Annotated in this window: 17 protein-coding genes; 8 read left to right on the top strand and 9 right to left on the bottom strand. The window is 68.3% G+C overall.

The window, feature by feature from the left end; genetic code table 11:
* Positions 1-15: 15 nt before the first annotated feature.
* On the bottom strand, positions 16-753 hold the full coding sequence (locus tag WMF45_RS39805) for a metallophosphoesterase family protein (protein WP_012239864.1): 738 nt from the start codon (positions 751-753) through the stop codon (positions 16-18).
* Between the two features lie 388 nt (positions 754-1,141).
* On the opposite strand from WMF45_RS39805, the gene WMF45_RS39800 reads away from it, so the two are divergent.
* Both WMF45_RS39800 and tssM read left to right on the top strand, forming a co-directional pair.
* Positions 1,142-1,834: a hypothetical protein gene (locus WMF45_RS39800; protein WP_437711192.1), complete on the top strand. Its 693-nt coding sequence runs from the start codon at positions 1,142-1,144 to the stop codon at positions 1,832-1,834.
* Between the two features lie 93 nt (positions 1,835-1,927).
* Positions 1,928-4,843, top strand: coding sequence for a type VI secretion system membrane subunit TssM (gene tssM / locus WMF45_RS39795; protein WP_437711190.1), 2,916 nt, complete (start codon positions 1,928-1,930; stop codon positions 4,841-4,843).
* 15 nt (positions 4,844-4,858) lie between these two features.
* Here the strand turns inward: tssM and rimI are convergent, their stop codons facing one another.
* The 6 genes from rimI to WMF45_RS39765 form a co-directional block, all read right to left on the bottom strand.
* On the bottom strand, positions 4,859-5,383 hold the full coding sequence (rimI, locus tag WMF45_RS39790; RefSeq protein ID WP_437711188.1) for a ribosomal protein S18-alanine N-acetyltransferase: 525 nt from the start codon (positions 5,381-5,383) through the stop codon (positions 4,859-4,861).
* Positions 5,380-6,588: a vWA domain-containing protein gene (locus WMF45_RS39785; protein WP_437711186.1), complete on the bottom strand. Its 1,209-nt coding sequence runs from the start codon at positions 6,586-6,588 to the stop codon at positions 5,380-5,382. The genes rimI and WMF45_RS39785 overlap by 4 nt, the downstream gene beginning before the upstream one ends.
* 62 nt (positions 6,589-6,650) lie before the next feature.
* A complete protein-coding gene (gene alr, locus WMF45_RS39780; protein ID WP_437711184.1) occupies positions 6,651-7,931 on the bottom strand; it encodes an alanine racemase in 1,281 nt (426 codons plus the stop codon).
* Between the two features lie 99 nt (positions 7,932-8,030).
* Positions 8,031-8,618 (bottom strand): hypothetical protein, encoded by a 588-nt coding sequence (locus tag WMF45_RS39775; protein WP_437711182.1) that lies wholly within the window; start codon positions 8,616-8,618, stop codon positions 8,031-8,033.
* 385 nt (positions 8,619-9,003) lie between these two features.
* A complete protein-coding gene (locus WMF45_RS39770) occupies positions 9,004-9,594 on the bottom strand; it encodes a GTP-binding protein (RefSeq protein WP_012239857.1) in 591 nt (196 codons plus the stop codon).
* 11 nt (positions 9,595-9,605) lie between these two features.
* The gene (locus WMF45_RS39765; protein WP_012239856.1) at positions 9,606-10,088 is read right to left on the bottom strand and encodes a roadblock/LC7 domain-containing protein; all 483 of its coding nucleotides are present in this window, start codon (positions 10,086-10,088) and stop codon (positions 9,606-9,608) included.
* A gap of 756 nt (positions 10,089-10,844) precedes the next feature.
* Here WMF45_RS39765 and WMF45_RS39760 point away from each other — a divergent pair.
* The 4 genes from WMF45_RS39760 (at position 10,845) to WMF45_RS39745 (ending at position 18,349) form a co-directional block, all read left to right on the top strand.
* Complete coding sequence (locus WMF45_RS39760) at positions 10,845-14,654, top strand: DUF3857 domain-containing protein (RefSeq protein ID WP_437711180.1); 3,810 nt, start codon at positions 10,845-10,847, stop codon at positions 14,652-14,654.
* A 205-nt stretch (positions 14,655-14,859) separates the two neighbouring features.
* Positions 14,860-15,057: a 50S ribosomal protein L35 gene (rpmI, locus tag WMF45_RS39755; RefSeq protein ID WP_012239854.1), complete on the top strand. Its 198-nt coding sequence runs from the start codon at positions 14,860-14,862 to the stop codon at positions 15,055-15,057.
* Positions 15,058-15,083: 26 nt separating this feature from the next.
* Positions 15,084-15,443, top strand: coding sequence for a 50S ribosomal protein L20 (rplT, locus tag WMF45_RS39750; RefSeq protein ID WP_437711178.1), 360 nt, complete (start codon positions 15,084-15,086; stop codon positions 15,441-15,443).
* Between the two features lie 1,421 nt (positions 15,444-16,864).
* Positions 16,865-18,349, top strand: a complete 1,485-nt coding sequence (locus tag WMF45_RS39745; RefSeq protein ID WP_437711176.1) for a sigma-70 family RNA polymerase sigma factor — start codon at positions 16,865-16,867, stop codon at positions 18,347-18,349.
* A 164-nt stretch (positions 18,350-18,513) separates the two neighbouring features.
* On the opposite strand, the gene dacB is transcribed toward WMF45_RS39745, so the two are convergent.
* Positions 18,514-20,088, bottom strand: a complete 1,575-nt coding sequence (gene dacB, locus WMF45_RS39740) for a D-alanyl-D-alanine carboxypeptidase/D-alanyl-D-alanine endopeptidase (protein WP_437711174.1) — start codon at positions 20,086-20,088, stop codon at positions 18,514-18,516.
* A gap of 178 nt (positions 20,089-20,266) precedes the next feature.
* On the opposite strand from dacB, the gene WMF45_RS39735 reads away from it, so the two are divergent.
* Both WMF45_RS39735 and WMF45_RS39730 read left to right on the top strand, forming a co-directional pair.
* The gene (locus tag WMF45_RS39735; protein WP_437711172.1) at positions 20,267-20,800 is read left to right on the top strand and encodes a hypothetical protein; all 534 of its coding nucleotides are present in this window, start codon (positions 20,267-20,269) and stop codon (positions 20,798-20,800) included.
* Positions 20,797-21,279 carry a hypothetical protein gene (locus tag WMF45_RS39730; protein WP_437711171.1) on the top strand — a complete coding sequence of 161 codons (483 nt, stop codon included), beginning with the start codon at positions 20,797-20,799 and terminating at the stop codon, positions 21,277-21,279. Before WMF45_RS39735 ends, WMF45_RS39730 begins: the two co-directional genes overlap by 4 nt.
* Positions 21,280-21,325: 46 nt before the next feature.
* Here the strand turns inward: WMF45_RS39730 and WMF45_RS39725 are convergent, their stop codons facing one another.
* Positions 21,326-22,225, bottom strand: coding sequence for a fumarylacetoacetate hydrolase family protein (locus WMF45_RS39725; RefSeq protein WP_437711169.1), 900 nt, complete (start codon positions 22,223-22,225; stop codon positions 21,326-21,328).
* Positions 22,226-22,338 lie beyond the last annotated feature (113 nt).

Below are 22,338 nucleotides of genomic sequence, written 5' to 3'. Positions count from 1 at the left end.
CCGTTGCCTGGAGTCTCAGACGCCGATGTAGAGGCGGTGGGCGAAGTTGCGCTCGAGCTTGGCGCGCAGCACCTTCTCGGCCGCTGTCTCGATATCGTACTCGACGCGCTTGAACTCGAAGCGCTTCGTGTCGCTGTCGTAGACCGTGTAGCTCGCGCGGTTGTCGTAGTCCCGCGGCTGTCCCACCGAGCCGACGCTCACGATGTACTTGCGGCCCTGCTCAAGCTGGAAGTCCACCGCAGGGAGCTCCTCGACGCTGTTCGGCGTGAGCGCGAACACCTTGCAGAGGTGGGAGTGGCCGATCAGCGTGATGTGACCGAGCTCGTTCCACATCGGGAGGCATTCGCGCGCCTGCTCGGGGGCGAAGATGTACTCGAACTCTTCGAGCCGGACGGGCGAGCCATGGCAGAGGTCGACGTTGATGTCCGTCAACTTCTCCTGGTACGTCAGGCTCCGGAGCCAGGCTGCGTTCTCGGAGGACAGCATCGCAGCGTGGGTGTCGAGCGCTTGCCGGGCGGCCTCGTAGTAATACGAGTAATCCATCCGACCCGCGACGGCCGCGTCGTGGTTGCCGAGGATCGTCTTCTTGGCCACCTTGCGGACGAGATCGGCGCATTCGTTCGGCGAGCCGCCGTAGCCAACCGTATCCCCGAGGCAGTAGTAAACGTCGATACGTTCGTGGCGGTAGGACTCGAGCACAGCGCTGAGCGCCTCGTAGTTGGCGTGCGTATCGCTGAAAATCCCGAGTCTCATTTCGACGCGAGGGCGGAGCTTAGCACGAAGGCCTCGACTTCCGTTAGGAATTCAAACCTGGATCCACGGATGGGCCGGTCGGACCGGCATCGAGCTTTGTCGGCTCGTCGGCGTTGTGTCGGCTGGCTCGTTAGTTCCTCTAGCTCCGGCGGTTCCTCTAGCTCCGGCGCTTCCGCTGGCTCCGCCAGTTCCATTCGTTCCGCAAGTTCCGTCGGTCTCGTCAGCTTTGTCTTTGTCGGCTCCGACGGAGCGTGCTTCCGCTTCGCCCGGGGAGCTGCAGAGGACGGTCGAGGGCCGGACACGGTCCTTGCGGAGCTTGCCGAAGCGCTCCCAGCACGACCACGTTGACGAGCGGCCACCCGCACCGGAGAAGAATAGCGTGGAGCCCATGAATACCAAACAGAACGGTGCAGGGACGTCTCCGATTTCTGCGGAGCGGCCGGCCGAGTCTGCGCTGTCCGCTGCAGCTGTCGAACCTGTCGCGCCGCCGCCGTCCACCGTGGAGGATCTCGCCGAGGGGTGCGTGCGGTTTGTGGAGCGCGCCCTCGGGGTACGGCTTGACTATCGACCGGAGACCTTGCCCGTGCTCGACCACTACCTCGAGCAGGCGCGTGGTGCGACGTCGGAGCGGGTCGAGGCCTTGCCGATGATCGCGCACATGGCAGGCGCTTACTTCGGCGAGGTGATCCGGCGCCGGCACGCGTCGTGGTGGCGCCTGGAGGGCCAAGATCCGACCTACTGGCAGGTGCAGTTCGGCTCGGTTTACCTCGCGTTCAGCCCCGTCCTCTTCGTGCGCGAGGCGCTCACGCGCGGACATCGAGACGACGCCCCGCTGGACCTTGCAGAGGACTCCCTGAGCGGCGATCCGGCGGCGCTGGAGCTGCAGGAAGACGATCGCGAGGCGGTCGCGGCCAGGCTCGCGGAGCTGCCGTCGGTCTCGGAAAACGAGTACTACGCCCCCTCGACGCGGCTCGAGGTGATCGACATCGCCGTGGACGCGATCCGTTCGCGTCGGCTCGCGGCCGGCGAGGATACCGACGCCGCGCTCGATCCGGGAGACTACGAGCGCGGCGGCGACTGACGCGGGTATCGCGGCGCGCGGGGCGCCCATGCTCGCCCGGCGGCGCCGCGTGGACGTGCTCCGGAAGCGGCGACCGGTGGTATCGTCGCTTCCGTGTTGTGGGTCCTCTTCGGGCTGTTGTTCCTCATCTCGTGGGCGGCGTGCTTCACGTTCGACCTGCCCACCGCGATCCCGATCGCGACGAGCGTCGTCATCGCGCTCGCCGCGATCGCGCTCTTCGTGTACCGCCGGATCAACGCGCGCCGCGCCGCGTCTGCGCTTGAGCGGGCCATCGTCCAGCAGGGAGCGCAGCAGGCGCTCAACGCGCGGCCCGAGCGCCGCGCCGAGATCCAGGAGCTCCAGCGGCAGGTCCAGGGCGGCATCAGCGCCCTGAAGAGCTCGAAGCTCGGCAAGGGGAAGGAGCACGGCAACGCCGCGCTCTACTCGCTGCCCTGGTACGTCATCATCGGCCCGCCCGGGGCGGGGAAGACGACGGCGTTGAAGCACTCCGGCCTCGTCTTCCCGTACGCGCACCCGAGCAACGGCGGCGGCGTGCGCGGCGTCGGCGGTACGCGCAACTGCGACTGGTGGTTCACCAACGAGGCGATCCTGCTCGACACCGCGGGTCGCTACACGACGGAGCAGGACGACCACGAGGAGTGGATCGCGTTCCTGCAGATGCTCCTCAAGCACCGCGCCCGCCGCCCGCTCAACGGCATCCTGGTCGCCGTGAGCGTGGCGGACCTCATCGACGCGAGCGAGCAGCAAGTCGAGCTGATGGGGAAGAAGCTCCGGGCGCGCATCGACGAGGTGATGACGCAGCTCCACATGGTGCTGCCCGTCTACCTCCTGTTCACGAAGTGCGACCTCATCGCGGGCTTCTCGGAGTTCTTCGGCGACATGCGCAAGAGCGACCGCGCGCAGGCGTGGGGAGCGACGCTCAAGCTGAGCGCGGACAAGGCCGCCCCAGGGAGGCTCTTCGACGCCGAGTTCGACGCCCTGGCGAAGCAGATCCACGGCCGCTCGCTGAAGCGGCTCGTGATGGAGCGCAGCCGCGAGGCGCGCGAGCGCGTCTACCAGTTCCCGCTCGAGTTCTCGGGTATCCGGCGGAACCTCTCCGATCTGGTCTCGACCGTCTTCATGGTCAACGCGTTCCAGGGGACGCCCATCTTTCGCGGCTTCTACTTCACGAGCGGCACGCAGGAGGGCAGGCCGCTCGACCGGGTCCTCCAGCGCATGGGCCAGGCGATGGGGATCCGCACGCACGAGGCCGCGGCGCAGCAGAACGTGGAGTCGAAGAGCTACTTCCTCCACGACGTCTTCATGAACGTCGTCTTCCCGGACGGGGACATCGCCGCGAGGAGCGCGAGCGAGATCCGGCGCCAGCGGCTCGTTCGCGGCGCGATCAGCGCGGCGGCCGCGGCGCTCGGGGTCATCCTCGCGATCCCCAGCGTGGTGTCGTTCGCCAACAACCGCGCGTTCCTGCGCGACGTGGAGGCGGACGCGCGCACCGTCAGCGCGCTCCGGTGGGAGGACACGCGACCCCTCTCGGAGAAGCTCGCCGCGCTGCGGCCTGCGCTGGATCGGCTGAAGGAGATCGACAAGGCGCGCGAGGAGGGGCCGCCGGACGGGAAGGGGTGGACGATGTTCCAGGGCGAGACGGTGTACCCGCCGCTCGTCCACGTCTACGTCGCCAGCCTCCAGAACGGCTTCGTGATCCCGTGCAAGCAGCGGCTCGAGGATCGCCTCAAGCTCGCGAAGGGCGACCACTACCTCCGCGAGCGGAACGACCTCAAGCTGTACCTGATGCTGAGCGACGTCGAGCACCTCGACGTCCCGTGGGCGAAGGACAGGTTCACCTCGCTCTGGGCCGAGGTGCTGCGGGCGACCTCGAACCTCACCGAGAGCGAGCTGAAGAAGCAGCTCGAACGGCACGTCGAGTACTACCTGACGCTCATCAAGGAGAAGCGGGTCACGCCGATCGCGCGCAAGGAGGATCTGGTCGCGAGCGTGCGCGCGACGCTCCAGGCCGTGCCACCGCGGAAGCGGTACTACGACTTCTTCGTCAACGCGATCATCGAGGAGAAGTACGACGAGACGGGTGACAACAGCCGCGCCAACCGCAAGTACCCGCCGCACACGCTCGGCGACATGTTCGCCGACCGTCCCGCCGTGCTGAAGATCATCGGCAGCAAGCTGTACGCGAAGGAGAAGCGCTGGAAGGAGGTGGACGGTCCGTACACCGAGAGGGGGCACTTCGCGGTGCTCGAGAGGCTCGAGAGCGGCGCCGACAGCTTGATGGCTGAGCGGTGGGTCGTGGACCTCGCGCCCGGCGAGGAAGCCTCGATCAACAAGAACCTGGACGGCCTCGCGGCCGACTACGACGTCAGCTACATCGCGCAGTGGACCGACTGGATGGCGGACCTCACCGTTCGGGCCCCGGCCAACCTGAAGGAGGCGAAGGAGACGTACCAGGCGCTCACCCAGGCGGATTACCCCTACCTCCGCATCCTCCGCGCTCTCGAGGACAACACGCAGTGGAAGCGGGATCGCAGCGCGATCGAGGACTCGGCCCTGGCCAAGCGGGGGAAGGAGTACCTCGATCGGAAGATCGAGCAGAAGACGAGGCTGAAGATCCCCGTCAACGTGAAGCTCATAAGAAACCGGCCGAGCTCGGTGCCGGATGAGTTCAAGCGGACCGTCGAGTTCGGCGTGCCGGCCGCGCCGAGCGGCTCGGCGCCGATCACGGACACGCCCCTGGCGAGGTACATCTCGTTGCTCAGCGCTCTTCGCGACGAGATCCAGCGCCTCGAGGATCTGAACCCCAACGTCGACGCGCGCCTCATGGCCGATCGTTTGGTCGAGGCGACGCGACAGGCCGACGCGCTCCTCCAGCCCTTCGACGAGCGGGCCAAGACGCTGCTCCGGCCGCTGTTGCTCACCCCGATGCAGGTGGTGGCGGCGCGGCTGCCGCCGCTCGCCGCGGTGTCTCGCTTTCCCGCGGCGGCCCCTGCTGCGGGCCCGCGCTGAGCCACGCGGCGCGCTTCAGATCTCGATGCGGATCTCGTCCCGGCCTGGTTGCACCGCGCCGGTCGCTGGATCGAGCGTGAGCACCATCTCGATCGCATCCTCGCCATTGTCGCTGTAGTACCGAGGGCGTACCCCCATCGCGGTGAAGCCGAGCTTCCGGTAGAGCCGGATCGCTGCCCGGTTCGAGCGGCGCACCTCGAGCAGGATCAGCCGCACTTGCTGCTGCTGCGCATACTCGAGCGATCGATTCATCAACGCCGTCGCGAGGCCGCGCCGCCGCGCGGCCGGGCAGGTGGCCACGTTCAGCACGTGGAGCTCGTCGGCGACGTGCCACGCGATGAGGAAGGCGAGCGCGCGCCGCTCTTCGCGCGCGACCCAGCAGCGCGTCCAGGGACGGCGCAGCTCTTCTCGCGCGGAGAACTGCGGCACGTCGAAGGCGGCGGACGCGACGGTGTCGATCTCGTCGAGCGCAGCGTCGTCCGCGGCGTCGGCCGTCAGCTGGCTCAGCGAGGGCGAGGGCCTCGTCGCGTCGCGTTTCACCTCGCCACCTCCGTGGGACAGCCGGAGACGATCTGGACTTGCCCCACCCGCCCGCTCTTGAGCTTTGTGCATGCTTCCCCGAGGAGCTCGACGACCGCGGGCGACTTCCAGCGCCAGCCGTTCTCCGGGTCGTAGGCGACCAGCTCATCGTCGAGGTAGACGTTCGTCTGTCCCGCCTCGGGAGGCGGGTCGACCAGATCGAACTCGCAGGAGACGACGATGCTGGCGATCTTCGAGAGGACGTTCCCCAGCGTGTCGAGGTTGTCCACCTTGAAGTAGAACGGGCTCACGAACTGCGCCGCGCCGCCGGCGAGCGCCATCTGGTCGAGGACATCGCCGTAGAACTCGCTCCCCGGGATGCCGACGACGTAGACCTCGATCCCGCTCGCCGCGAGCCGCTCGATCGCGGCGACCGTATCGTCGCGATCGAGGCACCCTTCGGGGCCCGAGGGGCCCAAGGGCGAGCAGCAGTTCTCCTCGGGGTCGGGGCACTGCTGTTCGATGTTGGCGATGCACCCGTCGGCCTCGCAACTCGCCGAGCTGTTGCAGTTCGGACCGCCGTCGGTCGCGAGCACGACGATGGTCTTGCCGGGGAGCTCGACGAGCTTCGGCGTCAGGGCCGCGAGGGTCGCCGCGGTAGGCGTGCCGCCGAGGGGCGCGGCCCGCGTCGCCGCGCGGAACCGCGATGTCGTCGTGGAGCCCTCCTGTCCCTCTGCGAAGGGAGCCCCCGGCGTGACAGCGAACACCTCGCCGCCCGGCCTGCACGGCGCCTCGTCGGTCGCGTCCAGGGGGAACACGGCGGCGCCGACGTTGATCAGCGGGCCCAGGTTGCGCACGAGGTCGACCGCGGCCTCACGGACCCGGTCGTATCGGGTCGCGTTCGAGCGCGAGGAGGCGGGGCTGAGCATGCTGCCCGACGCGTCGAGGACGAAGTAGATGTTCGGCGCTTCGGCGATCTCGACCTGGTGGATCCGGTTGCCGCAGAGCCCTCCCGCATCCGCGGCCGGTGGTCCGCTCGGGTCTTCGGCATCCGGATCGAACCCGCCCTCCGGCTCCTGCGCCTCCTGACCGGTGCCGCTGCGCGGACGCTGCTTCGTGACCTCATCCTCGCATGCGGTCATCGCCGCGCTGCCGAGCGCGAGCGCAGTCCCGATGCAGAGGAGCATGCCGCAGGCGCCGGCTCGCTGCTTCACGGCCGTCTTCATGGCGAGCAGCGTATCACGCCCGTTCGAGCCGGCAGCGCCAGCGCGGGCGCCGCCGCGCGCGTTCAGGGCTCGCGGTAGAACCTGGGCACGCGGCGCGAGATGCTGGTCAGCACCTCCCAGGCGATCGTCCCCGTGAGCCCCGCGATCTCTTCAGCGCTGATCGTGCCGCGCCCGAGCGGCCCGTCCTGCGTTCCGAGGAACACCACCTCATCTCCCAGGCGTGCTCCCGGTACATCCGTCACGTCGAGCATCGTCAGATCCATCGACACGGCGCCCGCGATCGGCGCGCGTTGACCGCGCACGAGGGCGGCCCCGCGGTTCGAGAGCTGGCGGCTCAGGCCGTCGGCGTACCCCATCGGCACGGTGGCCACGACGCTCTCCCGGGAGGCTTGCCAGGTGTGGCCGTAGCCGATCCTGTCGCCCTTCGCGATCGTGCGCAGCGCGACGATCTCACTGCGCACCCGGATGACCGGCTTGAGGTCGGGCGCGAGCCCCGCGCACGGCGATATTCCGAAGAGCGCGACCCCCGGACGGACAATGTCGAGCCACGCCGCAGGGAGCCGCAGCATCGCCGCGCTGTTCGAGGCGTGCCGCACCCGCGGCGTGAGGCCGAAGCTCTTCGCTCGCTGCTCGATCTCCCCGAACAGGCGCATCTGCTCGATCGTCACGCCGAGATCGTCGGCGTCCGCGCAGGCGAGGTGGGTCATGAGCCCGTCGAGCTTCACCTCCGGGTGCTTGGCGAGTGTCGCGAACACCGCCTCGATCTCCGAGCTCGCGGCCCCGAGCCGTCCCATGCCCGTGTCGACCTTGAGATGGACGCCCACGCGACCGCGCTGCTCGAGCCGCACCACGCTCGCGAGGCGCTCGATCTGGCCGGCGTCGTAGACGACGGGCACGAGGTCGCGCGCGATGATCTCCTCGAACCCGTCGCGGCGCGGGCCGTAGTAGCCGCCCATGACGAGGATGGGCAGCCGGATGCCGGCGTCTCGCAGCTCGATCGCCTCCTCGAGCAACGCGACGCACAGGCCGGGGATCCCTGCGCGCTCGAGCGTCCGTGCGACGGCTGGCGCGCCGTGGCCGTACGCATCGGCCTTGAGCACACCCCAGATCTGCGGCTTCGTCGCGCCGGTCAACCCTCGCTCGAGGACGCGCAGGTTGTGCCGCAGGTGCGCGAGGTTCACCTCGGCGCGGGTCGGCCGCACGGCGTCCGCGGGCGCCGCTCGCCGTGGCCGCAGCACCCGCATGGGGCCTGCGCTCGCACCGAGCCCCTCGAGGGGCGACGCCGTGCCGTTGCGATCAGGAGTCGTGCTGCTGAGCTCTTTGGGCGCGTGCGAAGCGGACATCGTGTACGCCGATAGCTCTACGCTCGATCGCGGGTCAAGATTCCAGGCCATCTTGGTGTGACAAGGTGAGGCATCTGCGCGGAGAGCAGACGACGTCGATCAGAAGCAGCGACGCATGCACCGCGTGTACTTGCCGGAGCATCCTTTTTCGCAGGCGGCTGATTTGCAGTCGTCCTGGCATTCCTTCCAGTCCGTCTGGCACGACGCGCTGCACTTCGCTCCCGGCGGTGCAGCCTCCTCCGCAGTGTTCGACGCCGAGGCTGCAGCGCCGCCGTCGTTCGCGTCTGGGTCTGCATGGGCCTCTTCCGTTGCCGCCGGCGCGGCGACGTCGGCGGTCAGGAGCCTGGGCGGCGGAGCGAGCGCGCTGGTCGGCTCAGGTACGGCAGGGGCTCGGCTGCTCGGCGGAGTCCACTCGCCTTCGTCGAAATCGCTGGCGTGGCTGAGCTGCCTGGCCCGCAGCGTGGCGTACTCCACACGGTCGCGCGTCTGACCGAACGTACAGAACTGAAGCCACTCGTCCCAGCACGCGCGCCGCAGGGTCGGCTTGACGTCGGCCAGCGAGTCAAGCGCCATGCAGTGCTCGAAGCGTACGTCCCCCTCGTAGACCGCGTTGATGCTCGCGCCGCATGCGGTCACCGAGGCGGCGGCTAGGCAGAGGAGGGTCCTGAACCGCACGTCGTAGAACACCGATAGCAGAAAAGCTCGGCCCTGGTGCCAGGGCCCGTCCTCTCCGCCGCGGGAACCTGCCGGTCGCCCGGTCGAGATGCTCTCCGGTTGAACTTTGCCCTGTGATGCCGTACGTTGCCGCCCCTTCGCACCGGCGGCGGCGGCACGACGCCTCCGCGCCGGGCGCCTCAACGGAGCCTGTTCATGTTCCTCATGCTGTCGAAAGGTCCTCGGAAGACCACGCGCTCCAAGTCGAAGCGCCACCGGTCCAAGCTGAAGGCGAAGAACCGCAACCGGCGCAACCGCATCTACCAGCGCACCTGAGCGTTGCACCGAGCGCGAGCGAGTCCACGGGCTCGCTCGCTGCGTGTTCTTCGATCCAGTCTCTGGGGCCGGCCCTTGGAACCTAGGGGCCGCCCTTCTTCAGCTCGGTCAGCACCAGCTTGGCGACCGCCTTGAGCGTGTCGAACACCCCGACGCCGGTCCGCGCGACCCCCTCGAAATCGGGGACGTTCGTCGGGTTGAGCAGCGAGCGGAGCTCCTCGACGGTGCCGATCTCCGGCAGATCCCGCTTGTTGTACTGGATGACGTACGGGATCTTGTCCAGCGAGTAGCCCTGCTCGGCCAGGTTCGTGCGGAGGTTCTCCACCGACTCCTGGTTCGCCTCGATGCGGCCGAGCTGCGAGTCTGCCACGAAGACCACGCCGTCGACGCCTTTCAGGATGAGCTTGCGGCTCGCGTCGTAGAAGACCTGCCCCGGCACCGTGTACAGGTGGAACCGCGTCTTGAAGCCGCGGATCTCGCCCAGCGCGAGCGGGAGGAAGTCGAAGAAGAGTGTCCGGTCGGTCTCCGTGGCGAGGGAGATCATCTTCCCCTTCGCGTCCGGGTTGGTGCGCTCATAGATGTACTGCAGGTTCGTCGTCTTGCCGCAGAGACCCGGGCCGTAATAGACGATCTTGCAGTTGATCTCGCGCGCCATGTAATTGATGAAGCTCATCGACCGCGCTCCTAGTCGTTGAAGAGGTTGTCGATGTCCTCGTCGGTGATCTCGGCGAACGGCGAGTCGGCGCCCGGCTCCTGCACCTTCTTGAGCAGCGCCTCGAAGATGTGGTTGAGCTCCTCGCTCGCCTTTCGCACCCGGAGCCTCACCAACCCGAGGCTCGACTTTGAGTCGAAGATCACCACGAGGATGACGCGGTTCCCGACCAGCTGGATGTGGATGTTCGCCTTTTCACCCTCGTGGAACTGAGTGGCGAACTCGTTCTCCTTGAGGAGCTTCGCCATCCCGCCCGTGGCGGCGATGTTGCCCGCCGTCAGCGAGGCGAGCGACGTGGTGTCGAGGTTGTCGACGTCTCCGCTCGCGGCGATCAGTTGCCCGTTCTTGTCAACGATGAAGACGACCTTCGCATTGGCGTCCTTGACGAGGCGATCCACCACGCTCTGGATCTGATTGAATTCCTCCTCGTACATCACCATCTGAGGGTTGACCATCGTTCCTCCGCCAGCGCTCTCGCGATGGGGCCCTGGGCATTGCGGGCTCTGTCGCCCTTGTCATCACCGGGCGCCGCACGTGCGGTCCCCGACCATCGTCATCCAACTGGCTTCCCGCTGCGCGGGCTTGCCTTACCACCGGTACCACGTTCGCGGCGTGACGCTCGCTGCCTTGGGACTTGCATGGCTGGTTCGCAGCGCGCAGTGCGGCTGCTCCTCGACCGTGCACCCGTACATCTTGGGACGTTTCTATCCGAAGCAGGTGCGGCGGAGCAAGGCGGCCCTTTCTGGAAGTTGGAGGATCGCACGGCCGAACCTCGCCGAGCCTTGCCGGACCCCGACGGAGCTCGCTCCGCCTGCCCCCAGGGGAGGCTTGGTTCCGGACCTTTTCCAGGCGCCTGTCCGCCCCGGTCTCCAAGAAGGCCTGCATGATAAATATCCAAAATTGCTATTGTTTTCCTTTGTTGAATGCGGTCGGACGGCGCTGCGCCCCCCTCCGGGGGCGCTGGTGTGGGGCGCGCTGCGTGTCATCGCTCTGTACCCGGCAGAAGATCGACAAAATTCGCGGGATCCGCGCGCGCGGCGCGGCGAGCTCATGAAGGTGCGGCCCCATGAACGCGGCCCGGGGGACGACCTCCTGCCGGCGTGCGTTCTGCCGGCTCGTGGGCAGCACCCCCTTGACCTCGGCCGGTGCGACGCCTCTGCAGCCATGGCTTGTGCTTGACCGATGGCTTCGGCCACGGGATAGCGCCTCGGATGCGTGACGTGCTCAGCCGGGCCGAGCCCCGTGAGATCGAGCTCAACCCGGGGACGACGAGGGGGCGCTCCTTCTGCGCGCTCACCGTGGGGACGGCGGCCTTGGCCTGCGCCATGTTGCTCAGCGCCGACGCGCGCGCGGAGCTCGGCGCGGTTCACCCTGAGGTGCTCTCCGCGCACGCGGCTGTCCGCGCGGCGAGAGGCCCCGAGGTCTACGCCGCGTTACGTGAGCTCTGGCGCACGTGGGACCGCGCTGATCCGACCCAGGTCGAGGAGGCGACCGCGTCGATCGCTGAGGCCGGCGCGACCAGCGCGCCCACCCAGGTCTATGCGGAGCTCCTCTCGGCGTACGCGCGCAGGCGTCGAGGTGATCTCGACGGAGCGGTCGCGAGGATCCAGAAGCTCGGGTTCATCGGCCGTTGGGCGACGATCGGACCGTTCGACAACGAGAACAAGGGGGGCTTCGAGCGGGCGTTCGGGCCCGAGGAAGATCTGGAGCAGCCGATGGCTGCGGGCAGGACGTACGACGGCAAGACGCGCGCGGTCCGCTGGCGCGTGCCCCCCGAGGCGCCGCAGTACGGGTGGTTTGATTTCGGCGACTTCATTCGTCCGGTGGAGAGCGTCTGCGGCTACGCGACGACGTTCGTCCGCGCGAAGGCCGGGACGCGCGCTCCTCGGCCGATCTCGATCTGGGTCGGGGCAGACGGGGCGTTCAAGCTGTTCTGGAACGGCGCGAAGGTCCTGGCCGATCCGGGGTACCGCGAGCTCGACATCGATCGGTTCGCCGCGCCGGTGACGCTGCGGCCCGGCTACAACCGCCTGACGATCAAGGTCTGCGGAGGTGCGTCGGCGCCCAAGTTCGCGTTGCGCATCGGCAACGAGAAGGGGGCGCCGGATCTTGATCTGGAGGTGACCTCGGACATCGGAACCCAGGTCACGGCGCCTCAGGGGGAAGGCGCTGACGCGAGGCGCGCGGGCGGGGCGCAGGCGCAGGCCGGAGGGCCAACCTCCGGCGCGAAGCTTGCCGCGCGCGCGGCTGCGATCGAGGGGCCGATGCAGGCGTTCGAGCGAGCCGCGAGCGCCGCTCGGCCTTCGCCCGCCGTGCTGGAGGCGTTCGCACGGTACCTCATGCTCACCGGCGGCGACGCCGAGGGGGAGCACAGGGCGCGCGATCTCGCGCGGCGCTCCGCCGAGGCCGAGCCGAGCGTGCGTCGCTACCTTCTCGCCGGTCAGCTCTCCGAGGACAGGAACCAGCAGCGCGCGTGGATCGAGCGCGCCGCCGCGCTCGCGGGCGGTCGTGAGGACATCGACGTCCTGCTCTCGCAGGCTCGGCTCGCGCAGACGAGCCCGAACTGGCGGGAGGCGGCTCCGATCTACGAGCGCATCCTGGCCTCCGATCCCGATCATGTCGTGGCCGTCCTCGGGCTCGTGGACCTCTACGCGGAGGCTGGGCTGAAGCGCACCGCGCTCGCCACGCTGGAGCGGGCGCTCGCGCGCCAGCCGAGCAGCGTCTCGCTCCTCCGCGCCTCGGCGGCGCAGCTGCGCGCGCTCGGGCGCGACACGGAGGCCGCCGAGATGGAGGCGCGCTACGCCGCGCTGCGGTTCGACGACTCGAGCTTCCTTCACCAGCAGGTCGAGCTCGCGGTGGCGCGCCGCGATCCTGCCGGCGCGGAGCGCTGGATCGAGCGCTTCCTCCGCAGCGAGCCCGACTCCGTCTGGGCCCGCACGGTGGCGGCGCGCACGTACCGCGCGCTCGGCCAGGGCGATCGCGCCCTCGCGGCCCACCAGCGCGCGCTCGCCATGGCGCCGGAAGACATCGGAACGCTGCGCGCGCTCTCGGACCTCTACGGTGAGGAGGGAAACCGAGAAGCGCAGCTGGAGATGCTGCAGCAGATCCTGGCGATCAGCCCTCAGGCGAAGGATGTGCGCGAGTACATCGAGCACATCGAGCCGCCGAAGCCGCGCGCTGACGAGGCTTACGCCTGGGCGCCCGACCGCTTCCTCCCGATGCGGCGCAACGCTGACCGGCAGTATCCCAAGCGCACGCTGCGCAACCTGACGGTCACCACCGTCTTCCCGAACGGCCTGGCGAGCCGGTTCCGGCAGGTCGTCTTCCAGCCGCTGACGGACGAGGCTGCGGCGAGCGCCCGGCAGTACGCGTTCGAGTACCAGGCCGATCGCCAGACCGTGAGCCTCCGTGCCGCGAAGGTCTACCGAGCAGACGGAAAGGTCGACGGGGCGATCGAGAGCGGGGAGTCAGGGGCGAACAATCCGGCGCTCGCGATGTACACATCGGCGCGCACGTTCTACGTCAGCTTCCCGCGGCTCAACGCCGGCGACGTCGTCGAGCTGCGCTACCGCGTCGATGACGTCAGCCCTCGCAACGAGATCGCCGATCACTTCGGCGAGATCGAGTTCCTCCAGGGGGATGAGCCGATCGCCAGCAGCGAGTACGTGCTGATCACCCCGAAGACGAGGCAGTTCCACCTCTTCGCGTCCGACCTCCCTGGCCTCGTGCGCGAGACCAAGGAGGACGCCGAGCGGCGCATCTTCCGCTTCTCTGCGGCCTCGGTGCCGCCGGTGGCGCCCGAGCCGGCGATGCCCGCGTGGTCCGAGATCCTCGCGCACGTCCACGTCTCGACCTTCAAGACCTGGGACGAGGTCGGCTCCTGGTACTGGGGCCTCGCGCGTGAGCAGTTCGATGTGGATGATGAGGTGCGCAAGCGGGTGCGCGAGATCACGAAGAACCTTGCCGACGATCGGAGCAAGGTCCGCGCGATTTACAAGTACGCGACCGAGACGCGCTACGTGGCGCTCGAGTTCGGCATCGAGGGGATTCGCCCGAGGAGGTGTGCGCAGACGCTCGCTCGTGGCTGGGGGGACTGCAAGGACAAGGCGACGCTGATCGTCACGATGCTCCGCGAGATCGGCATCCCGGCGACGATCGTGCTCGTGCGCACCCGCATGCGAGGCGACATCGGGCCGGAGCCCGCGAGCCTTGCGCCGTTCGACCACGCGATCGCGTACGTGCCGTCGCTCGACCTTTACCTCGACGGAACGGCGGAGCACTCGGGCTCGACCGAGCTTCCGATCATGGATCGCGGAGCGATGGCGCTTCAGATCAACGAGGGCAAGCCGAAGCTCGTTCGCCTCCCGGAGCCTGATCCCGATGCCTCGGTCGTGCACCGGACCGTCGACATCGCCGTCAGCGCTGACGGATCGGCTCAGCTCGGGGTCGACATCCAGGTGTCCGGCGCGTCCGCGCCGGAGTGGCGGACGCGCTACATGGCGGAGGGGACGCGCCGCGACCGCGCAGCTCGTGACCTCGCCACGGACTTCGGGGCGGTCGAGCTGGCCCCTGGGAGGGCCGGGGTCGAGGTGAACGATCTCGAGGACATCGAGCAACCGGCGAAGCTGCGGGCTCGGGGAAGAGCCGTCGCGCTCGCTCGAAGGGAGGGCGACAGCCTGTCGGTGCCGGCCGTCCCCACGCAGCGTCTCGCCACCGAGTTCGCCTCCCTCTCGACGCGCACCCGCGACGTGATCATCCCCGCGCTCACCACGCGCCGGGATGAATGGACCCTCCGGATCCCTGCCGGGTGGCGTGTCACGAGGGCGCCGCTGCCCCAGGACGTGGACACCCCCTTCGGCACGTTCTCGCTCTCGGTCGAGCAGTCTGCGGGGAAGATCGTCGTCCGCAGTCAGATCTCCCTCACGAAGTCCCGGATCAAACCGTCCGAGTACATGGCCTTCCGAACGTTCTGCGAGACGGCGGACCGCGTCTTCGGCCAGCGGGTGGTGTTCGGAAAGTGAGCGCCTGAGTGAGCGACGGAGCGACGCCCTGACCCCGGCCCTCCGGCGCGCCGACCGGCCCCTAGCCGCTGCCTGGACACTTGACAACCCCACGCCGGATCGCCATAAAGCGCCCCCTCTACGCATCCCTGCGGCGCAGAACAGCCTCTCCGGTGGTTCGGAGCGGTGGCCGCCGGGAGCGATAGGCATTCGGATCGAGGGCATCATGCCGAAGATGAAGACCAACCGCGCCGCGGCCAAGCGCTTCAAGGTGACCGGCTCCGGCCGCATTCGCCGCAGCAAGGGCGGGCTCAACCACTGCATGCAGGAGAAGAGCAAGAAGCGTCTGCGTCGTCTCCGCAAGAACGACATGGTCGACTCGGCGATGGAGAAGCGCGTCAAGCTGCTTCTTCCCTACGGCTGACCCTGGAGCAGTGAGGTAGATTACCGATGCCGCGTGTTAAAAGAGGCTTCAAGGCCCGTCGCCGTCGCAACCGTGTCCTCAACCAGACCGAGGGCTACTTCCTCGGCCGAAAGAACCGCTTCCGCCAGGCGGTCGAGGTGCTCCGTCACGCCTGGGAGTACGGCTACATCAGCCGTAAGCTCAAGAAGCGGGATTTCCGTCGCCTCTGGATCACCAGGATCAATGCCGCCGCGCGCCTCAACGGTACGACTTACTCCCGCCTCGTAAGCGGGCTCAAGAAGGCAGGCATCGCCCTCGATCGGAAGATCCTCTCGGAGATCGCGATCCACGATCCTGCGTCGTTCGGCGCCGTGGCGAAGCTCGCTTCGCCCGCAGCGACGAAGTGACGGCTCCGCGGGGTGGTCTTCAGCCCGGCGCTCGACCACCCCGACGCGGAAGGGCCGAAACTGGCCAAGGCCGCGTCCCTTTCCTCGCAAGTGCTCGATTGTCGTAATATTTCGTATATTTGACTCGCCTCCACTGCGATCGAGCACTCGGGTTGCATCGCAGACGGAGAGTTCGGGCGCCTCCATCAGGCGGGGACGTGCGGCTGCCGTCGCTGACGCTGATCAGCATCATCAGTGTGAGGCGATTAGGCACCGAGCAAATGCGCAGCGTGCATTCCATGCGCACCTACTATGCACCGCCGATGGCACCCTATGATCGTGCGATCAGGGTAAAAGCTGACCCAGCCCAGTCCGCTGGCAACTGGCCGACCGATCGTTGTCTTTCAAGGGGCCCTGCGTCCCCAGCCGAGGCCTGACCAACCTAGGGCGTGATCCCGGTTCCCTCCCCGGGGACAGACTTAGCGATTCATTACGCTGATGCTAAAATAATTGCCGGAATTCCCGACTTTCCAGGCGGTCTGTCGCGAAAAATAACCTTCTCCGCCTTCGTCCGTCGGGTGAGGGCTCGACATTGCCATCGGGAGGCCCAGGTTCAGGAAACATCGAAGCTCACTGAGAGAACGGCCTCAGCGGCTAGATACGGGCTCCTACACGCTGGAAAAGACAGCGAAATTCCCTTGCCTATGAGGCGAGGGCGGACCCACCGAACCGCGGAACGCCGGCGAACTCGAGGTGTCCCCAAGGAGAACAGGTTGCCGATGTTGTTGCGTCCCCGAAAGCGTACCCAGCCATGCCGTTCGGCTCGGTCGCAGCGAAACGTCTCGCTCGACAGGACATGGACAGCGCCTTCCGCTCTACATAGCGCACCCAGGTCGAGCTCTCAAACAGGAGAAGCGGGAACGCACGCTAAAAAAGGCACTGTTTTTGCTTCGAGAGCTGAGCGGCTACCGGGGACTGGCGCAGGAGCATCATTCTGCAAGAGCAGACCTGCCTCAGGTGAGAAGAGTTCGACCGGAATCAAAAGAAAGCACCAGCGGTTGCCAGTTTCAACAGGGGCTCCTTCGGTCAGCTCCTCCCCTCTGTTTGGCACGAAATCGTCTCGCCCGCCGTCAAAAGGTGGCGAGACATTTCAATCTCGCAAGGTCAGCCGTTTAGAAGTGAACGCCGACACAAAGACCAAGATGAGCACGTCGACCGCCCGCCGTCCAGAAACTGCGCGGAGAAACGCCAAGTCCTCTGCTGTAGGTGCCTCTGCGCGGCTCGCGGCATCCAAGAGCTCGCAGGGGGCCGAGACCGCATCGGCTCCCCGGCGGGGGGCATCGCAGACCACCGAGTTGGAGGTCTCCGAGGTCGAAGATTTCGGGGACAACCAGTCGCCGCGCTCGCACTTTCAAGGAGCTACCACCGTGGAGGGAGCCGCCATGAGGTCGACCAAGAGCAACGCCACTGTAGTGAAGGGCGACCCGCTCGCTCAGGGTGGGACGGCCACGCCGGAAATCGCAGCGCTCGGCCTTCTGGAAGACGACCAGACGGAGGAGACGGCTGTGCGACCCCGCCCGGCCGAGATCCTCGATGAGGAGCGGACGGCTGACTTCATCGATCTGGACCTCGGGCCGCTCGATCGGCTGCCTCAGCCCGAGCGCGCGAGGAACCAGGATCGGGAGCTGAAGGATGTCGAGGACGGGGGCGGCGACTCGATGCTCGCCCGCTATTTCCGCGACATGGCGCTCCACCCCGTCATGGGGCCGGACGAGGAGCTCGATACCGCGCGGGCGGTCGAGCGCACGGAGGTGGAGCACTGGGTGGCTCTCCTCTCCTACCTGCCTGCGGCCGAGTACATCCTCACAGCGCTCGAGGAGGATGTAGCCAAGGCGGGTGAGGACGAGGTGAAGGCTCCTCAGATCGCGGAGCTGCAGAAGCTCGTTCGCCTGGCGAAGAAGCAGAAGGGAAAGCTGCTCGCCGAGCAGGAGAAGCCGTGGGCCCAGCTCTCCGAGGAGCTCGCTGCGGCTGTCCGCCTGCCTGACTCGGATCGCCTCTGGATGGCGCGTGCCTTCAGCATCGCGCGCGATCTCGTGCGCGAGCCCGACTTCGAGGACGACGTGAGCGATCCCGAGGAGACCCGCCCCACGCGGCCGAGGCTCCCGATGTCTGGCTCCTACCGCCGTTACCTCGATCGGGTGGAGCGATCCTTCCAGGCGCAGCACGACGCGAAGAACCGCTTCGTGAAGGCCAACCTGCGGCTCGTCGTGTCGATCGCGCGGCGCTACAACCGCGGGCGCCTGCCGCTCATCGATCTGATCCAGGAAGGCAACATCGGCCTGATGAAGGCGGTAGAGCGCTTCGACCACAGCCGTGGCTACCGCTTCTCGACGTATGCATCGTGGTGGATCAGGCATGCGATCAGCCGCGCCCTGGCCGACAAGGGCCGCGCGGTCCGCATCCCGGTCCACATGCTCGATACGTACAACCGCGTGGCGCGGGCGACGCAGGCGATCATCGCGCGCACGGGGCATGAGCCGACCATCGAGGAGCTCGAGAAGGAGACGGGGGTTCCGCGCGAGAAGCTCGACAAGGTGAAGGACTTCTACGCGGAGACGCCTTTCTCGCTCGATCGTCCGGTCGGCGACGAGGACGGTCGCAAGTTCATCGACTTCCTCCAGGAGGAGAACGCGCTGTCGCCGTTCGATCACCTGGCCAACAGGAAGTGGAGCGACGAGGTCCGGCGTCTCCTGACCACGCTCACGCCGATCGAGTCGCGGATCATTCGCTGGCGCTTCGGTCTCGACGACGAGGACGAGCTCACGCTCAAGGAGATCGGCGACAAGTACAACCTGTCGCGCGAGCGCATCCGTCAGCTCCAGGAGCAGGCGCTCGGGAAGATCCGCAAGCAGATGCGCGACTACTGAGCGACGAGCTCAGGACGAGTCGGTAAAGCGGCCGCGCGGCGTCATGCTGCGCGGCCGCTTTGCTTGAGCCGCCCGAACACGCAGCTGCGTGGGGGGCGCGCAGAGGTGAGCGGAGGCCGGAGCGCAGCGCAGCGCAGCGGGCCGACACGAGACAGCCCGCGCTCTCACGGCGTGCGTGCGTCCTTCCAGAGGTCTTCGGCGAGCGACTCGACGAAGTGGTCGATGGCCCTTCGTGCGGGGTCGATCTTCCCTGGGACGTCGGAGGCGAGCACGGCGAAGGCGATCGGGGAACGACCAGCGGGCGCGAGGATGTAGCCGGACAGGGCCACAACCGAGGCGAGCGTTCCCGTCTTGGCACGGATGGCGCGCTCCTTCGACCACCCGCGGAAGCGGCTGCGCAAGGTGCCGTCGACACCGCCGATCGCGAGCTGCGCGGTGAAATCTGCGCCGAGCGCCGGATCGAAAAGCGCGGCGCGCAGCAGCCGGACGATGGCCTCCGGCGATGCGCGAGCGGCGTCGAACAAGCCCGAGCCGTTCCTCAAGACGACGTCTTGTCCGAACGCATCGAGCTCCCTGAGGGTCTCGCCGACGACCTCCGCGGCACCCTCGGCTGTGCCGGGGCGCCCACGCTTCTCTGCGGCGAGCGTCTTGAAGATCGTCTCCGCGTAGAAGTTGTCGCTGTCCTTCCCGAGGGCGGAGAGGAGCTCGCCGAGCGGCGCCGAGCGGTGGGCCACGAGGAGCCGCTTCTGGCGCTCACCGCCGAGCCGCACCTCGCCGGAGACGTCGACGCCCACCTCCAGCAGCATCTCCTTGAGCGCATATGCTACGACCAGGCGGGGATCGTCAACGCGCCTCGCCAGGCTCACCGCGCGGCCGCCCTCTGGGATGTGCCCGCTGAGGTGCGCGACGAGGCGCTCGCCGTTCGGTTCGAGCCGGACCCCGAGCTTCTCTGGTGTGCCGCGCCTCGCGGTGGTCACCGTGCCCTGGAGCACCGTGAAGCCCGGGGGATCGATCGCGACGGAGGCAGCCTGCCCTGCCTTCGACGGGCGCACCGTGAAGAGCAAGGCGTTCGCGTTCAGCGAGGCTGCCGCGACCGGGGCGCGAAAGGCCGCCCACTCCTCCGGCTGCTGTTCGAAGGCCGGAGGCACGTAGCGCGTGTCAAAGTAGCCCTGGTCGATCGCGATCGCCGCGACCTTCCGGACGCCGGACGCCCTCAGGGCGCGCGCCATCTCCCAGAGATCACGCGTCCTGAGGGAGGGATCGCCCGAACCCCGGAGCACGAGCTCGGCGACGGCTCCGTTCGACGCGTCCCCGTAGAGGCCGGTCAGGTAGCGGTAGCTCGGCCCGAGCAGGCGAAGCGCGGCGGCTGCCGTGAAGAGCTTCGCGTTGGATGCAGGGTTGTACAGGCCGCGCCGATCGAAGGCCGCGAGCGTCGCGCCGCTGGCGACGTCGAGGGCGAGCACGCCGACCCGTCCCCCCAGGCGGCGCACGTCGGTAACGAGCGTCTCAACCTGCGCTCGAGCGCGCTCAGGATCGATTTTTCGAGGTCCGTGCGACGCGAGGGGCGCTGGGGGCGCGCTCGGCGAGACGGGGGCTCCCTGGGTCGGCCTCGCTGTGGGGGTCGAGCGGTCAGCGGGAGCGGCGCCGCTGTCGAACGGCTGGGAGCCGCCGGGGCGGGCGAGGAGCGACGAGAGCACGAGCGCGACCGCGGAGACTGTACGGCGGGGATGTCGAGGCATGAGATCTCTCCGCCTCTACAACGCCTCCACCGCGGATGCCTCCTCCGGTCGACCGGTCGTCGCAGCCCCGGCGTCGCTCATCGGTGCGCGCGTGTGCGCTCGGGGTTGTCCTCGGAAAGGAGAGCTTGCTAGGGTGCGCGCAGACGCTCCTTCACGCTCTGTTCGAAGGGAGGACACCGTGTCCCAGCAGCATTCGACCCGCGCGCTCTTGCCGCTCATCATCCTCGCGGCCGCAGCATGCTCCGGCGCCAAGCCCAAGCAGGCAGGGGAAGACTACAACTTCGATCAGGCACCGTCCGATGTTGCCGCACCAGCCGAGACGGGGAGCTCCGGCGCCGAGGCGGGCAGCTCCGGCACCGAGGCGGGCGCGTCGGCGGACAGCGGGGACGGGCTCAACCCCGATCAGAAGAAGCAGATGGAGATCGCCCTGCGACGCGGAGGGGACAAGGCGGCGAACTGCGCCGAGGTCGTGTCCAACGCGCCGACGGGCGAGGGAGAGGTCAAGGTCGTGTTCGACGGCCAGAAGGGACGCGTGACCGACGTGCTGGTCGGGCCGCCCTTCGCAGGGACGCCCGCCGAATCCTGCGTGAAGCGCGCCTTCGTCGGAGAGATCGTGCTGCCGTTCGACGGCGAGCCGCTCGAGGTCCCGTACACCGTGAAGTTGCCTTCCAAGAAGTCGGGCGCGGGAGCTTCCGGAACGAAGACGCCATGAAGTTCGCCTCAATCGCCGTCGTCGCCGCGCTGGGGTTGGCCGCTGCCTCCGCCGGCGCGGAGGAGCCGGCGGCGCCTCCGCGGTACCCGCCGTCCTCGGCACGCGTGAAGGTCATCGTCGGCGGGGTGGCCGTGACGGCGCTCGCCTACGGCGCGGCGTTCCTCGCCGCATCGTCATGGCCAGAGGTCCCTGGGGCGAGCGAGCTGAAGATCCCGATCGCTGGTCCATGGCTCGCGCTCGCCAAGAACGGCTGCGCCGCGGACGATCCGGACTGCGGAGCGACGCTGTACGTTCGCGGGGCTCTCACCGCCATCGGTGGGCTCGCGCAGCTCGCCGGTCTGGGCCTCGTCGGCGAAGGGATCTTCATGACCACGGAGGCGCGCTCGGCGCAGCCTTCGACCCCTGCGGCGCTGACGGTGCGGCCGGCCCCGGTGATCACCGCGACCGGCATGGGCATCGGCGTCGTCGGCACGTTCTGAGCTACCGAGAACCACGCGGGCCGCGCGGTGATGCGCCGACGCCCGCTCACCGGCGGCGCCATGGCAACAGCGCGGGGCCGCTGACGGGCTTGCCGGTCATCCGTCCGATGCGCTCGATCATCAGCTCGACGCTGGCGCCGTACGGTACGCGCTGATCAGCGCTCCCACCGAAGACGCGGCCCGCTCCGATCACGTCGCCCGCGCGCAGCTCGATGTGGTTGCTGATGTACGCGACGGATTCCGCCAGCGAGAAGGTCCACTCGCCAACGCGCGAACAGGAACGCGTCTCGGCGTCGACGCGGACCTGGGTCCGCAGCGCCTCGACCGAGCCGAGCTCGTCGGGCGTGACGAGCACCGGGCCGAGCTGCGTTGCAAAGTCCTTCGCCTCCGACGGTGGGAGCCCGCGCACGAGCGACCGCGCCTCCAGGCTGCGCGCGGTCCAGTCGTTCAGCACGGTGTAGCCAGCGATCGCGCGCTCCACCTCCTCCAGGGTGGCGCGCCGCAGATCCTCGCCGAGGACCACCGCCAGGTTCAGCTCGTAGTCGGGCCTGTCCTCGAGCGGGGGGAAGGGGATCTCGGCGGCATGTCCGAGCAGCGCGCGGCTGTTGCCGAACCGATACCAGGGGCGCTCGGCGCCGTGCGCGTAGGGGCCGAGCTGGATGTACGCCGCGCGATCGGTGGCGCAGGGAGGCAGCCACAAGATCGTGGCTGGGTGCAGATGCGTCGACGCGGGACGATCTCCGCTGAGCAGCCGATCATCCAGCGCGTGAAGGCCGGCGCAACGGAGCGCCACCACGCGCGTGTGAAAGTCCGACACGCCGCCGATGTCCGCGAGCTTCGTCCGGAAGTGGCGCTCTAGCTCCGCGACGTCGTAGAGCGCTCCGTCCCGTTCGAGCGCTACGATCGGGGTGGACGTCGCGAGCTGGAGCACGTGCGCGATTCTCATGGCGTGACCAGGCCCGCCGGGCGCCGGCGGAGCGTACCATCCCGGTCCGCCGACGCTCTCAGGCCGGCGGAGCCCCCAGCGCCTACGCCTGCGGCCGGCGGTCGGCGTCCGAT

Origin of the sequence: Sorangium sp. So ce448 (genome assembly GCF_051520915.1) — a bacterium.
GTDB lineage: Bacteria > Myxococcota_A > Polyangia > Polyangiales > Polyangiaceae > Sorangium > Sorangium cellulosum_B.
Note: the sequence above shows the minus strand (reverse complement) of the source record. Positions and strands in the feature narration are given on the sequence as shown.

Excerpts from the sequence above, each read along its gene's own strand:
- WMF45_RS39805 (WP_012239864.1), bottom strand. The coding sequence starts at position 753 with ATGAGACTCGGGATTTTCAGCGATACGCACGCCAACTACGAGGCGCTC.
- WMF45_RS39800 (WP_437711192.1), top strand. The coding sequence starts at position 1,142 with ATGAATACCAAACAGAACGGTGCAGGGACGTCTCCGATTTCTGCGGAG.
- WMF45_RS39785 (WP_437711186.1), bottom strand. The coding sequence starts at position 6,588 with ATGAAGACGGCCGTGAAGCAGCGAGCCGGCGCCTGCGGCATGCTCCTC.
- alr (WP_437711184.1), bottom strand. The coding sequence starts at position 7,931 with ATGTCCGCTTCGCACGCGCCCAAAGAGCTCAGCAGCACGACTCCTGAT.
- WMF45_RS39770 (WP_012239857.1), bottom strand. The coding sequence starts at position 9,594 with ATGAGCTTCATCAATTACATGGCGCGCGAGATCAACTGCAAGATCGTC.
- WMF45_RS39765 (WP_012239856.1), bottom strand. The coding sequence starts at position 10,088 with ATGGTCAACCCTCAGATGGTGATGTACGAGGAGGAATTCAATCAGATC.
- WMF45_RS39760 (WP_437711180.1), top strand. The coding sequence starts at position 10,845 with ATGCGTGACGTGCTCAGCCGGGCCGAGCCCCGTGAGATCGAGCTCAAC.
- rpmI (WP_012239854.1), top strand. The coding sequence starts at position 14,860 with ATGCCGAAGATGAAGACCAACCGCGCCGCGGCCAAGCGCTTCAAGGTG.
- rplT (WP_437711178.1), top strand. The coding sequence starts at position 15,084 with ATGCCGCGTGTTAAAAGAGGCTTCAAGGCCCGTCGCCGTCGCAACCGT.
- WMF45_RS39745 (WP_437711176.1), top strand. The coding sequence starts at position 16,865 with ATGAGGTCGACCAAGAGCAACGCCACTGTAGTGAAGGGCGACCCGCTC.
- dacB (WP_437711174.1), bottom strand. The coding sequence starts at position 20,088 with ATGCCTCGACATCCCCGCCGTACAGTCTCCGCGGTCGCGCTCGTGCTC.
- WMF45_RS39730 (WP_437711171.1), top strand. The coding sequence starts at position 20,797 with ATGAAGTTCGCCTCAATCGCCGTCGTCGCCGCGCTGGGGTTGGCCGCT.
- WMF45_RS39725 (WP_437711169.1), bottom strand. The coding sequence starts at position 22,225 with ATGAGAATCGCGCACGTGCTCCAGCTCGCGACGTCCACCCCGATCGTA.